This is a genomic window from Methylophilus sp. E2MeOHC9 (assembly GCF_058744375.1).
The window spans coordinates 2578131-2592517 of the sequence record NZ_CP196024.1; the positions used below are offsets into that span (position 1 = coordinate 2578131).

Annotated in this window: 12 protein-coding genes; 11 read left to right on the forward strand and 1 reads right to left on the reverse strand. The window is 45.7% G+C overall.

Going from position 1 to position 14387, the window contains the following annotated elements:
• Nucleotides 1-152: 152 nt before the first annotated feature.
• Complete coding sequence (ylqF, locus tag ACSSVF_RS12435; protein ID WP_492403833.1) at nucleotides 153-1088, forward strand: ribosome biogenesis GTPase YlqF; 936 nt, start codon at nucleotides 153-155, stop codon at nucleotides 1086-1088.
• A 50-nt stretch (nucleotides 1089-1138) separates the two neighbouring features.
• Here ylqF and ACSSVF_RS12440 read toward each other — a convergent pair whose 3' ends face one another.
• Nucleotides 1139-2392: a GGDEF domain-containing protein gene (locus ACSSVF_RS12440; protein WP_492403835.1), complete on the reverse strand. Its 1254-nt coding sequence runs from the start codon at nucleotides 2390-2392 to the stop codon at nucleotides 1139-1141.
• 141 nt (nucleotides 2393-2533) lie between these two features.
• Between ACSSVF_RS12440 and ACSSVF_RS12445 the strand changes: the two genes are divergently transcribed.
• The 10 genes from ACSSVF_RS12445 to ACSSVF_RS12490 all read left to right on the forward strand — a co-directional run bounded on the left by ACSSVF_RS12445 (nucleotide 2534) and on the right by ACSSVF_RS12490 (nucleotide 14386).
• Complete coding sequence (locus tag ACSSVF_RS12445; RefSeq protein WP_492403837.1) at nucleotides 2534-4564, forward strand: UvrD-helicase domain-containing protein; 2031 nt, start codon at nucleotides 2534-2536, stop codon at nucleotides 4562-4564.
• Between the two features lie 127 nt (nucleotides 4565-4691).
• A complete protein-coding gene (tviB, locus tag ACSSVF_RS12450; protein WP_492403838.1) occupies nucleotides 4692-5975 on the forward strand; it encodes a Vi polysaccharide biosynthesis UDP-N-acetylglucosamine C-6 dehydrogenase TviB in 1284 nt (427 codons plus the stop codon).
• Between the two features lie 6 nt (nucleotides 5976-5981).
• Entirely contained in the window at nucleotides 5982-7034 is a 1053-nt protein-coding gene (locus ACSSVF_RS12455) for a Gfo/Idh/MocA family protein (RefSeq protein WP_492403839.1), read from the forward strand.
• 3 nt (nucleotides 7035-7037) lie between these two features.
• Nucleotides 7038-7619 carry an acyltransferase gene (locus ACSSVF_RS12460; RefSeq protein WP_492403841.1) on the forward strand — a complete coding sequence of 194 codons (582 nt, stop codon included), beginning with the start codon at nucleotides 7038-7040 and terminating at the stop codon, nucleotides 7617-7619.
• Complete coding sequence (locus ACSSVF_RS12465) at nucleotides 7616-8713, forward strand: DegT/DnrJ/EryC1/StrS family aminotransferase (RefSeq protein WP_492403843.1); 1098 nt, start codon at nucleotides 7616-7618, stop codon at nucleotides 8711-8713. The genes ACSSVF_RS12460 and ACSSVF_RS12465 overlap by 4 nt, the downstream gene beginning before the upstream one ends.
• 1 nt (nucleotide 8714) lies before the next feature.
• Nucleotides 8715-9998 (forward strand): lipopolysaccharide biosynthesis protein, encoded by a 1284-nt coding sequence (locus ACSSVF_RS12470; protein ID WP_492403845.1) that lies wholly within the window; start codon nucleotides 8715-8717, stop codon nucleotides 9996-9998.
• Nucleotides 9991-10698 carry an SGNH/GDSL hydrolase family protein gene (locus tag ACSSVF_RS12475; RefSeq protein WP_492403847.1) on the forward strand — a complete coding sequence of 236 codons (708 nt, stop codon included), beginning with the start codon at nucleotides 9991-9993 and terminating at the stop codon, nucleotides 10696-10698. The genes ACSSVF_RS12470 and ACSSVF_RS12475 overlap by 8 nt, the downstream gene beginning before the upstream one ends.
• A 35-nt stretch (nucleotides 10699-10733) precedes the next feature.
• Entirely contained in the window at nucleotides 10734-11873 is a 1140-nt protein-coding gene (gene pseC / locus ACSSVF_RS12480; RefSeq protein WP_492403848.1) for a UDP-4-amino-4,6-dideoxy-N-acetyl-beta-L-altrosamine transaminase, read from the forward strand.
• A gap of 34 nt (nucleotides 11874-11907) precedes the next feature.
• Complete coding sequence (locus ACSSVF_RS12485) at nucleotides 11908-13701, forward strand: cytidylyltransferase domain-containing protein (RefSeq protein ID WP_492403850.1); 1794 nt, start codon at nucleotides 11908-11910, stop codon at nucleotides 13699-13701.
• A 49-nt stretch (nucleotides 13702-13750) separates the two neighbouring features.
• Nucleotides 13751-14386, forward strand: a complete 636-nt coding sequence (locus tag ACSSVF_RS12490) for a pseudaminic acid biosynthesis-associated methylase (protein WP_492403851.1) — start codon at nucleotides 13751-13753, stop codon at nucleotides 14384-14386.
• The last annotated feature ends 1 nt before the right edge of the window (nucleotide 14387 follow it).

Consider the following 14387-nt stretch of genomic DNA (forward strand, 5'->3'; position numbering starts at 1 on the left):
TTTAGCGCGTTAGGCGCTTGAATGTTAAAATGGCCAATCATCGCGTTGGCCATTGCAACATTCGCAATCAGAAAACATGTGCCGTAGCGATAGTTGAAGTACGGCACTGCACGTAAAACCGTATTTTTTTGATTGAGAGATGGAGCAAAAATATGGCGATACAATGGTACCCGGGACACATGACCTCAGCCCGCAAAAAGGCAGAAGAGACCCTGGAGCATATCGATATTGTGATTGAAGTACTGGATGCACGCGTGCCTGCGGCCAGCCACAATCCCATGATTGAAGACATGCGCAACTTCCGCCAGCGCCCCAATCTCAAAATCCTGAACAAGGCTGATCTGGCCGACCCGCAGATCACCCAGGCCTGGCTGAATTACTTTAACAGCCTGCCCAACACCAAAGCAGTGGCGCTTTCATGTAAAAAAGCCGGTGACGCTAAAAAGATACCGGGCTTGTGTCGCCAACTGGCACCACACCGTGGCTCGCCGCTCAAACCTTTACGCATGATGATCATGGGTATTCCTAACGTCGGTAAATCCACCCTGATGAACGCCCTGCTCAACCGGCGCGCGGCTAAAGTCGGTGATGAGCCTGCGGTGACAAAAAGCCAGCAACGCTTCGACCTCGGCGATAACCAGAGCATTACCGATACGCCAGGCATGATGTGGCCCAAGATCGAGCATGAATCAGATGGTTATATGCTGGCAGCCAGCCATGCCATTGGCCGTAATGCCGTGATTGATGAAGATGTGGCGGAGTTCCTGGGTAACTTGCTGCTAAAACAATACCCGGCACTCATCAACACCCGTTACAAACTAGATGCCATGAAGCTGGATGTACAACAGATAGATGGTATAGACCTGTTGCAGGCGATTGCCAAACGCAGGGCTTACAAGCGTAATGACGGGCAATGGGATATGGAGCGTACGGCGATGGCGTTTCTGACTGATTATCGCGGCGGCGCGATCGGCAGGGTCAGCCTGGAATCCCCCAAGAGCCGTGCAGAGATGATTGCACTGGCAAAAGAGAAGTCGAAAACTACCAATGAACAGCCAGAGACGACAACAGAAGCTGATGCGCCGTAAGGTTTATTGAAACGTAAACTAAAGAGTTTAGTTACGAAAGCTATCGCAAATTAAGCAATCACGCTGGCATTACGCTTCACAGGTTTACCTGTGGCAGGTGGTTGCGTCATCAATAATTCAATATTGCTTGCTACACGGTTGCGGCCATTTTGCTTGGCCTTATACAGATTCTGGTCAGCCGCCGCAAACATGCTATCCAGTGCATACCCCACCGTTTCAGAACTCACTGCCCCGACACTGACTGTACACTTGATGGCGTGAGTATCTGCACTCATGCTTTCAACGCCCGCAATACTGACTGGTGTGACTTCTATGGTTCTGCGGATACGCTCGGCCAGCACCATGGCTTCCTGCTCACCGGTATTAGGCAGCAAAATGCAAAACTCCTCACCGCCGTAACGACCTATCACATCCCCACCACGTAACGCACCACGTATATTACCGGCACAGGATTTCAGCACCTCGTCACCCACCAGATGACCGTAGACATCATTTACTTTTTTGAAGTAATCCAGATCGATTATCAACATGCCCATAGACAGGCTAATCCGCTGTGACACTGCCTGCATGCGGGTAGCGGCTTCTTGCAATCCCCTGCGGTTCAAGACACCGGTTAAGCCATCCAGGGTAGCGATCGCCTGCAATCCGGCCTGAGTACGTACATTCATCACCAGCAATAGCAAACTGGTGGCGATAGTGAGGACCAGCATAATCGCGGTGGTCAGATAGGCATGTACCGGCCAATGGATAAATGTGACCAGCGCCATCTCATCGGCTAATGCGACCTCAATCGCAAAGAGTGCCAGCATCAGGCTGATGCCGCCAAACAGGCTACAGCACAGCCAGAAGACTTGCGCGACAAAATCTTTGCCATGGCCGGCCAGGCTACGGCTGCCATAAGAGAACACCCAGACCAGCACGAGCAGATTAGAAAGAATGACCCATTTGTCGGCCGCATGCATATTCAGCATAACGGCATTACAGGCAAGCAATGTCGTCATCACCAGCAAAGTCCGATAGCGATAGACACGGTAGCCACGCAGCATGCGTATGCCATTGACATAGATGCTGACGCCCAAGGCAAACATGGTCATTGAAGTCGCGACATACACACTGCGCTGGCCATGATCAGACGTTATCAGGGGGATAAAATAGATGCCCAGGCCCAGGCCCATCATCAGCAGGCCGCGCACCCAATGCATAATCAGTGATTTCTGCTGGTAAGCGCCAAAAATCAACAGGACCACAACCAAAGTAAAGGTGAGGCCGATTGATGATAGAATGACACTATTGAGATCTAGCACAGGGAAGGTCAATGTTTTAGTTTACCTGATAAGGCATAATACTATGGTATCGCGACTATACCCATATAAGTTAAGGGGTTAAATAGTCCATACAGGCTAATTCCTCTCCTTTGATTGTCTCCAGCAAACAGTAGAAGTTCCATGCAGCATCTCTTAAACCCTCCTCAGCGCGAAGCGATTCATTACCTGGACGGCCCATTACTGGTGCTCGCAGGTGCCGGCAGTGGCAAAACCCGCGTCATCACGCAAAAGATCGCATACCTGGTGAACGAGGCCAATTACAAAGCCTCGCAGATTGCCGCCATCACCTTTACCAACAAAGCCGCGCGCGAGATGCAGGAGCGTGTTGCTCCGTTGCTGGAAGGTAAAAGCGGCAAAGGGCTGACCGTCACAACCTTCCACTCCCTGGGCCTGCAAATGCTGCGCCAGGAAGCCGCCCTGCTCGGCTACAAACCCCAGTTCTCCATTCTGGACTCCTCGGATAGTTTTAAAATCCTCAGCGATATCCTGGCGACCACAGATAAGCAATTGCTACGCAAAACGCAATGGCAGATTTCCGGCTGGAAGAACGCGTTTGTAAACCCGGACCAGGCCAAGTCGCAGGCCGACGAAGAGTTAACCCATGCTGCCGCACGCGTTTACCAGCTCTACCAGCAAACCTTACGCGCCTATCAGGCAGTAGATTTTGATGACCTGATCAAAGTACCGGTAGAACTGTTTGACCAGCACAGCGAAACACTGGATAAATGGCAACGCAAACTGCAATATTTGCTGATCGATGAGTACCAGGATACCAATGCCTGCCAGTATCGCCTGATCAAGCAGCTTACAGGCGTACGCGGTCAATTTACGGCAGTGGGTGATGATGACCAGGCCATTTACGGCTGGCGCGGCGCCGACGTCGAAAACCTGCGCCAGCTGACTAAAGACTTCTCCAAACTCAAAGTCATCAAGCTGGAACAGAACTACCGTTCAACCGTGCGTATTCTGCGTGCCGCCAACAGCGTGATTGCCAATAACCCCAAACTGTTTGAGAAAAAACTGTGGAGCGATCTCGGCACAGGTGAGCTGATTCACGTCACAGCCACGCAAAGCGAAGAGCACGAAGCCGAAACTGTACTGATGAAGTTGCAGGCGCATAAATTCGAGCATAGAACGACGTATAAAGATTACGCCGTGCTCTACCGCAGCAACCATCAGGCGCGTGTGATGGAAAAATTCCTGCGCAACCAGAAAATCCCCTATACGATTTCCGGCGGACAATCCTTCTTCGATAAAACCGAAATCAAGGACATCACCAGCTATCTACGCCTGATCGCCAACGAGGATGATGATCCGGCATTTATCCGCGCAGCCACTACGCCGAAAAAAGGCATAGGCAACACCACCCTGGAAAGATTGGGTGAATACGCCAGCGCACACAAACTGTCATTGTTTGCTGCGGCGTTTGAAGGCGGTTTCCAGCACGATATCGGAGCGAAACAACTGGATGACCTGCTCACTTTCTGCCGCTATATCCAGAACCTGCAAACCCGGGCTGTGAAAGACCCTGCCAACGAAGTGCTGAACGACCTGCTGAATGCCATCCAGTACGAAACCTACTTATACGATGGCGAAGAAGCACGCGCGGCCGAGTCACGCTGGAGCAATGTACTCGAATTTGTCGCCTGGCTGAGCAAGAAAGGCGAAGCCTCAACTGAATACGGCAACGAATCTCCCGGCAAAAACCTGCTGGAACTCACGCAACTGGTCGCCCTCATCACCATGCTGGAAGGCAAAGATGGCGAAGAGCAAGACGCTGTCAAACTCTCTACCCTGCACGCCTCCAAAGGCCTGGAATATGGCCATGTATTCCTGATCGGCTGTGAAGACGGCATCCTGCCACACCGTGAATCCATCGATAACGACCAGATCGAAGAAGAACGCCGACTCATGTACGTAGGCATCACCCGCGCGCAAAAATCACTGAATATCACCTGGTGCAAAAAACGTAAACGCGCTGGCGAAATGCAAGCCTGCGAACCAAGCCGGTTTATTGCAGAACTACCAAAGGATGACGTCAAACACTTTGGCAACCCGTTCAACAGCAACGGCGAGCCCGCCAGTAAAGATTATGGAAAGAGTAAGATGGCGAATATCAAGGCGATGCTAAATAAAAGCCAAGGGAGTTAGCAAACTGCTGGCAGTGTAAAGTTATTTACATGAAGTGGCATCAACCTTATGTATAATTCCAGCTATCAGGCATTTGGTTAAGTTCAGATATCAATCCTTAACAGATTCTCCATTAATAATTATTAAAATGAACAAAATAGCAATCATTGGGCTGGGGTATGTCGGCCTTCCACTGGCGGTTGAGTTTGGCAAGTTACGTCCTGTGGTGGGTTTTGATATTAACTCTCACAGAGTGGATGAATTAAGCAACGCAAAAGACAGCACGCTTGAAGTTTCCCCTGAGCAATTAAAAGAAGCAACGCTTCTTGAGTACACGACAGATCAGTCCAAACTGAAAGAATGCTCAATTTTCATAGTCACCGTCCCAACACCTATCGACAGTGCGAATCGGCCTGACCTGACACCACTTGAGAAAGCCAGCGAGACGGTTGCCAAGGCGTTATCTAAAGGCAGTATCGTTATTTACGAATCTACCGTTTATCCTGGATGTACCGAAGAAGTGTGTGTCCCCATTCTGGAAAAATTTTCCGGATTAACTTTTAATCAAGACTTTTACTGTGGCTACAGCCCTGAACGTATTAATCCGGGCGACAAGGTCAATACCCTTACAAAAATCAAAAAAATCACCAGCGGCTCTACGCCGGAGATTTCAAAAAAAGTAGATGAGCTTTATCGCTCAATTATTACTGCAGGCACCTACCCGGCCACCTCCATCAAAGTCGCTGAAGCGGCCAAAGTGATTGAAAATACGCAACGCGACTTGAATATCGCGCTGGTCAACGAGTTATCAGTTATTTTCAATCGTTTGGAAATAGATACGCTAGAAGTGCTTGAAGCCGCAGGCAGCAAGTGGAATTTCCTGCCTTTCAGGCCAGGCATGGTTGGTGGACACTGTATTGGTGTAGACCCATATTACCTGACGCATAAAGCAGAGCAAATTGGTTATAACCCGCAAGTCATTCTTGCAGGCAGAAGAATCAATGACAATATGGCCAGATATGCAGCCAGAAATGTCATCAAGCTGATGGTAAAAAACGGCATTGATGTTTCAAAAAGTAAAATAGCCGTGTTAGGCATTACATTTAAGGAAAACTGCCCGGATATCCGCAATAGCAAAGTAATTGACCTGATCAGGGAACTGGAATCCTGGGGTGTTGAAGTTATCGTTGCTGACCCATGGGCAGACGCTCAAGAAGTGGCTCATGAATATAGCATTCAGCTCACCGCTTACAATGAACTCAAGCATGTTGATAGCGTGATTGTAGCCGTCGGTCATAACGAATACCGAAAACTTGAACCCGCTGAACTAAGAAACCTCTGCATTCAGGAGAATCCGGTGTTAGGTGATATTAAAGGACTTTATTCGAAGGAACAGAGCCAGCGCTCAGGCTTCACCCTATTCAGGCTATGACCCAATATGCACACGCCCATTATTGATCAAAAAGTCCGTTTTGCCCTGGTTGGCTGCGGTCGCATTTCAAAAAATCATTTTGAATCCATCAAGCAACTGTCAGCGCAAGCTGAATTAGTGGATATATGCGACATTGACCCCGTTGCACTCAAGGCTGCAGCGGACGAAACAGGCGCGACTCCGCATCTGAATTTGCACGCCATGTTAGTCACTACAACGGCGGATATCATTATATTGACTACGCCTAGCGGTTTGCATGCTGACCAGGCGGTCATATGCGCAGCAGCTGGCAAACATGTCATTACCGAAAAGCCCATGGCTACCCGCTGGGAAGATGGCAAACGCATGGTAAGAGCCTGCGATGAAGCTGGCGTACATCTGTTTGTTGTCAAACAGAACCGCCGTAATGCGACCTTGCAATTATTGAAAAGCGCAATGGAAAAACAGCGTTTCGGTAAAATTTACATGGTGAATGTGAATGTGTTCTGGACCCGCCCGCAATCTTATTACGACCAAGGCGGCTGGCGCGGCAAATGGGAGTCTGATGGCGGCGCTTTTATGAACCAGGCCAGCCATTATGTCGATTTATTGCAATGGCTGATTGGGCCTCTGGAAAGCCTGCATGCGTACACGGCCACTCTTGAAAGAAAAATTGATGCCGAAGATTCCGGCGTGCTTAGCCTGAAATGGCGCTCAGGTGCGATGGGGTCAATGAATGTGACCATGCTCACCTACCCTAAAAACTTTGAGGGCTCGATCACCATTCTGGGTGAAAAAGGCACAGTTCGCGTGGGTGGCGTGGCAGTCAATGAAATCCAGCACTGGGAGTTTGCCGAACCTGATCCGGAAGATGCAAAAATCCATGACAGCAACTATCAGACCACATCCGTATATGGTTTAGGTCACCCCATGTATTACGAAAATGTCATCAAGGTCATGCGTGGTGAAGCTGCGCCGGAAACCGACGGCAGAGCGGGATTGCAATCGCTTGAAGTATTGATTGCTGCTTACCTCTCCGCCCGTGATGGCAAACGTGTTGGCTTCCCCCTGGATTACTAACCTATGGCTGTTTCTATTCATGCAACAGCCATTGTTGATGAAGGCGCAAGCATAGGCGAAGGCACTTCCATCTGGCACTGGGTACATGTTTGTAGCCAGGCGCGCATCGGCAGTAGCTGCTCATTAGGCCAAAACGTATTTGTCGGCAACAAAGTGGTCATTGGCAACAATGTGAAGATCCAGAATAACGTCTCGGTATACGACAATGTCACGCTGGAAGATGACGTATTTTGTGGACCAAGCATGGTATTCACCAATGTCTACAACCCGCGTTCATTTATCTCAAGAAAAGATGAATACCGTAATACCCTGGTCAAACGCGGCGCAACCATAGGTGCAAACGCAACCATCGTTTGTGGCGCAACCATTGGCGCTTACGCATTTATAGGTGCAGGCGCCGTCATTAAAGACAATGTAGCCGACTTCGCCTTAATGGTAGGCGTACCCGCCAGACAAATCGGCTGGATGAGCAAACATGGTGAACGCATTCCCCTGCCCTTGTCCGGCGATAGTGAATACACCTGCCCCCATACCGGAGAGCAATACAAACTCAACGGCAACAATCTAGAATGTATTGAAAAATGACCATTCCATTTATTGATCTCAAAACACAATATCGCGCGCTGGAAACTCAAATCCAGGCAAGGATCAACCGTGTTCTCGAGCATGGACAATACATCATGGGCCCGGAGGTCGGCGAGCTGGAACAAAAGCTTGAAGAGTTCACAGGGGCCAAACACTGCATTACCGTTGCTTCAGGCACAGAAGCACTGCTGATCAGCCTGATGGCGTTGAATATTCAACCAGGTGATGAAATCATCACCACACCGTTCACTTTTGTGGCTACCGCAGAAGTCATCGTGTTACTTGGTGCCATACCCGTCTTCGTCGATATCGAACCAGACACCTGCAATATAAACGCATCTCTTATTGAAGCACGCATCACGGCCAAAACCAAAGCCATCATGCCAGTCTCCCTGTATGGACAACCGGCGGATATGGATGAGATCAATCAGATTGCTGAAAAATACCAACTGCCAGTGATTGAAGACGCCGCTCAAAGTTTTGGCGCAACATATAAAGGTAGAAAGAGTGGCAATTTATCTACAATAGGTTGCACCAGTTTTTTCCCGAGCAAACCACTAGGCTGCTACGGTGACGGTGGCGCAATTTTTACCAATGATGATGCACTTGCCCAGGCCATGCGTGAAATCCGCGTACATGGCCAATCCAAACGCTACGTGCATACCAGAGTGGGTGTGGGCGGCAGAATGGATACGTTGCAATGTGCGATTGTCCTCGCAAAACTGGAGCGATTTGATTGGGAAATTGAGCAACGCCAACTGATAGGTCAACGCTACACAGCGCTTTTGGGCGAGAACATGCGCCCAGTGACTCAGCGCCCTGACCGCACATCTGTTTACGCGCAGTACACTGTGTTTACAGATGCAAGGGAGCAACTTCAGGCAACGCTGAACGAACAAGGCATTCCAACCGCCGTCCATTACCCTATTCCCTTAAACGAACAGCCCGCCTATAAAAATCTGTGCTCTCAAGAGCCCACGCCAGTAGCGAATAAAGTAGCGCAGCAAGTGATGAGCCTGCCAATGTCGCCAGATCTGGACAGTCACGCTCAGAACACCATTGCGGATACGCTATTAAAAGTATTACCCGTTTAAAATGCTTAAAACCTTGCTCAGGTCGCGTGTATTTGGCAACACGGCCATTTATACATTAGCAAATGTGCTGAATGGTGCAATTCCATTTTTGCTTTTGCCCATATTGACACGCGTTTTTACTCCCGAGGAGTATGGGCTAGTCACATTAATTAGCCTTTTGATTTCAATTTTTGGCGCATTTACAGGCCTTAGTATACATGGTGCGGTGAGTGTCAATTTTTTTAACAAATCAATCGACCATCCACGCTTTGTTGGCTCATGCGTACAGATTTTAATCGGTAGCACATCCCTAACCCTTTTAGTCGCATATTTGTTTTCCAACCCAATATCACAATTTTTCCATATCCCGAAAAACTGGCTATTAATAGCAACCGTTGCCTCGGCAGCACAATTCATTATCAACATCCGATTAACCTTATGGCAAGTTAAAGAAAAGGCTTTAACTTACAGTTTTGCGCAAGTTTCGCAAACTGTCTTTAATATCTCACTTTCACTTGTATTAGTATTTTGGTTGTTCTTGGGTTGGGAGGGACGCGCCCTTGGCATAGTACTATCCTCATTGTTTTTTTGTCTTTTGGCATTATTGTCGATGCACAACGACAAAGCCATTACCTGGAAGGGTGACCGCTCATATACCAAGAAAGCATTGCTTTTTGGAGTACCTCTCATTCCCCATGTGATTGGCGGGTTAGTAATGGCGATGTCTGACAGATTTTTTATAGCAAAGCTTTTAGATACGAGCCAGGTTGGAATTTTTACAGTGGCGCTTCAAGTATCATTGATTATTAATTTTATTGTTGACGGCCTGCTTAAGTCTTACTCACCTGAGCTAATGAGACAATTACAAACGAATAATGAAACAAAAAAATTGGGTATCGTTAAAAGAACATATTTAATTTTTGGTTTTTTGTTTTTGATAAGCAGCATCTACATTTTTGCATTGCCTCTTGTATTACCATTTATCGTCGGTGACAAGTTCAATGCATCTATTACTTATGTACCGTGGTTAGTCTATGCGGGGATGTTTTCAGGAATGTATTATTTGGTTGGACTTTATATTGTGTTTGTTGGAAAAACACACCTGTTATCAATCATAACGTTGACAGTCAGCCTGATACATTGTGTATTGCTGTATGTGTTGATTAACATCAATGGTTTGATAGGTGCAGCTCAGGCAGCATTGATATCCTCTGCATTAATGTTTGTTTTCACCTGGTTGTTTTCATCCCATGTTTACCCGATGAAATGGCTTTATTTTTTTCCGGCGAGGGTTAAGCATGTATAAGGTACTTATTGTTAGTGACTCGCTCTCAATGGTGAGACCGGACCAAGGTATTATGCACGAAGATTTATATGCCTATCTTCTCCAGCAAGAGTTAAATAACGATGGCTATAATTATTTTGTTTTGAATGCCTCATGTCGGGCAAACTCATCGCAAAATGCGATCTCAATAAATTATGTATGTGAAACCCTGGATTCGATAAAGCCAGACTTGATCATATATTTTCTTGGCATTGTTGATTGCATGCCACGTCTATTCGGTCGTTATCAACGACTCTTGATACGCGCCTTGATGTCGGTCAAGTTACTGAGCAAGCTCGGAAAACTGGTCATATCCTATCATTCAAAGAAAAGATATTTGCTCACTAAACAGAAACTTATTCAATTTGTACCTTTAGATTTGTGGAAACAAAACCTGGAGACATTTGTTGAGAAAACTTCTTGCAAGTTAGTTTTTGTCAACATCCCCCATCCAGGACAGCGGCTACAAACAAGGAATTTTGGGATTAAGGAAATCATTAACGACTACAATAATTGCCTGGACGTTATTGCTCAGCATAGCAATGCTATAGTTTTAGACTTTTACAATGAAACACTGAAAAGACCGGACCTTCTTCTTGATGATGGCTATCACATTACCAAGAATGCCCATCAATGGCTTAACAAAGAGTTATTAAAAACAATCAAGCCAGAAACCAAATAAAATCTTAATACCCAAGCATAACCCTAGAGAGAACTATGATTCCATATGGCCGACAAAATATCAGTGAAGCAGATATCTCTGCTGTTGTAGAGGTGCTTCGATCGGAGTGGCTAACTCAAGGGCCTGGAATTGCTCATTTTGAGTCTGCAGTAGCGAGTCATTGCAAGGCTAAATATGCCATTGCAGTCAGTAATGCTACCGCTGCGTTACATATTTCCTGCTTGGCGCTGGATGTTGGAGCTGGCGATATAGTTTGGACTAGCCCAAATACATTCGTTGCAAGTGCAAACTGTGCAAGATACTGCGAGGCTGATGTCGATTTTGTCGACATTGACCCGATCACGCTCAACATGAGCGTAAGTGCGCTTCAAGCTAAACTTGAGGCTGCTGAGAAAACGGGTGAATTACCTAAAGTGGTAATCCCGGTACACTTTTCAGGGCTGCCTTGCGATATGAAAGCAATCCATGGATTATCAAAAAAATATGGCTTTCGTATCATTGAAGATGCATCTCATGCAATTGGTGCGCAATATGAAGGTAAACCTGTCGGCGCTAGCGAGTATAGCGATATTACCGTTTTCAGCTTTCACCCAGTCAAAATCATAACGACCGCTGAAGGCGGCATGGCTCTCACTAATCAACCAGAACTGGCTGATCGTCTGGCACGCTTGCGAAGCCATGGGATTGCCCAAAGAAAAGAGCATTTAATTAAACCGGCAGAAGGTGCTTGGGAATATCAGCAGCTAGAACTTGGTTTTAATTACAGGATGACGAATCTACAGGCGGCGCTAGGATATAGCCAACTCCAAAGACTTACAGAATTTGTGTCAAAAAGAAGAGAGCTGGCGCGGCATTACCACACGCTCATTGAAGGCCTTCCGGTTACCAGACCTGCTCAATCAGAGGACTCATCCTGGCACCTTTACCCTATCAGAGTTGAGAAGAACAAAAGAAAAAACATGTTCGATGCTTTTAGACAAGCTGATATCTGGGTTCAAGTACATTACATACCAGTACATACACAGCCCTATTATCAAGCATTAGGTTTTAAGTGGGGAGATTTCCCCAATGCTGAAGAGTACTTTCATCAAGCAATTAGCATTCCTTTATTTTTTGACTTATCTCATGATGACCAAGAATTAATCGTGTCTTTCCTTAAAAACAACCTGTCCTAAAACTCAATCTGCTCTAGCTTTAAATAGAAAATATATGATCAAAAAAACATTACCTCTGATTTTTGAATGTGCAAATGCACATGGCGGAGATTATGCATCATTGGAAAAAACCATTCACGAATTCGGTAATGTTAAATACGATGAAAAATACATAAAATTTCAACCATTCCATCCTGACAGGATAGCGACAGCAGATTACGAATGGTACAACGTTTATAAAGAGCTATTACTGACAGCTGAAAAGTGGCGCGATATCATCCAACTCTCAAGCAAATACTTCACAGGGATTTTATTAGACATTTTTGACACCTATGGCGTAGAAATCTTTGCTAACAATGCTGAACTGCTAAGAGGCATCAAGCTACAAGCATCCGTATTAGACAATCAGGAAGTGATTTCATCCATTCAAGGGATTAACCTTTCAGGTAAGCTACTGATATTAAATATTTCTGGCTTTGAAATCTCTCAAATTGAATCAATCATTGAGCAATTTAATTTAATTACCCCAGATGCAGAGATTGTGCTTCAAATAGGATATCAAGCATATCCAACTAAAATAGAAGACTCGGGATTACAAAAAATATCCATCATCAAAGCTGCCTTTCCTCAATACCGGATTTGCCTTGCTGATCATGTCGATGCTGAAAGTGAATGGGCTACAATTTTACCGCTATTAGGCATTTCTTCAGGATGCTCCATCATTGAAAAGCACATTACGCTGGATAGAAGCAGCGCCAAATATGATAAATTCTCTGCTCTGCATTTAGCAGAAATGCAAACGCTAGCTGATAGGCTTACTTCGTCTGAAAGTATTTTGCACGGTTTATTTATCAGTGAAGCTGAAGAAAACTATCTTAAAAAGACAGTTCAGATCCCTGTTTTGAAACACGACTTAGCAGCTGGCAGTCTGTTATCCAAAGCTGACATTATTTTCAGACGGACCCCTTTAGCCGGTATCACATTCAAACAAATCACAGACATCCAATTTGATAAAAAAGTGACAAGTTTGAATTTAAAGGCCGGAGATGTAATTCAGTCATCTCATTTCAAATCGGCAAAAGTTGCGGCTATCGTCGCTTGCAGAATGAAATCAACGCGGTTAAAAGATAAAGCCATATTGCCAATTAATGGTATTCCTTCGGTAGAGCGCTGTTTAAAAAATGTCTCACGGATAAAAGATCTCCAGGAAGTCATACTCGCCACATCGACTATTGAAGAAGATAAAGTACTTTCCGACTATACACTCGGTCACAAAGTTAAATTCTGGCAAGGAGATCCTGACGATGTCATACACAGGTATCTAGGTGCATGCGACGTTTATGGTGTTGATGTCATCGTAAGGGTAACCGCAGATTGCCCTGTTGTTTCTTCAGAAATCGCAGAATACTTACTAACACAGCACTTCCAGACAGGTGCCGACTATACAGCTGCCAAAAATTTTGCCGTGGGTACAGCGTGCGAGATTTATAATACGGAAGCGCTAAGACGAGTCATTAGCTATTTAGGTAGCGCGCAATACTCTGAATACATGACCTGGTATATGCAAAATAATCCGGATATTTTTAAAGTAGAATTGGTTGATTTACCTGACCAACTGATCAGGGATTACAGATTGACGCTGGACTACCCGGAAGACCTTGAGCTTTTTGAAAAACTATTTGAGAAACTCGACTCTGAAAACAAGGAAGCAACCCTTGAGAACGTATTCAGTATATTAGATAAAAATAAAGAATTAGCGGCATTAAATGCACATCTAGTTTTAAAATATAAGACTGATCAGGATTTAATCAACAAATTAAATCAGGTTACAAAAATACAAAAAATCTGAATCGGTACATTCAACTCCATTAAGCTAAATTAGGGATAACGATATTTAAATGAAAGAAAACGAAAAATTTTCGACAGAGCAAGAAGCGTTCTGGGCAGGCAGCTTCGGCTCCGATTACATATCTCGTAACCAGGGAGAGATGTTACTGGCGTCTAATCTGAAATTCTTTAGTAATGCACTTGCAAGAGTAGCCAACATCGACACCTGTATTGAATTTGGTGCCAATATTGGCATGAATTTACGGGCGCTCAAGCTGCTCTATCCCAAAACACTGCTTAATGCGATTGAAATTAATCCGGATGCCGCTAAAGAGCTTTCACAAGTGATAAGCGAAGCAAATGTGTTTGAAGGATCTATATTTGAATATCCGGCAACGCAAAAATTTGACTTGGCTTTGATTAAAGGTGTACTTATCCATATTAATCCAGAGATGTTAAGCAAGGTCTATCAAAAGCTTTACGACGCTTCAAGCAGATACATACTGGTATGCGAGTATTACAACCCATCACCCGTGAGCATTAACTACAGGGGCCATACAGACCGGCTGTTCAAGCGTGATTTTGCGGGCGAGATGCTTGACACTTTTAGTGACCTTAAACTCATTGATTACGGATTCTCATATAAACGCGACCCATCTTTCCCGCAAGATGATATCACTTGGTTTTTGATGGAAAAAAAGGGTTGAT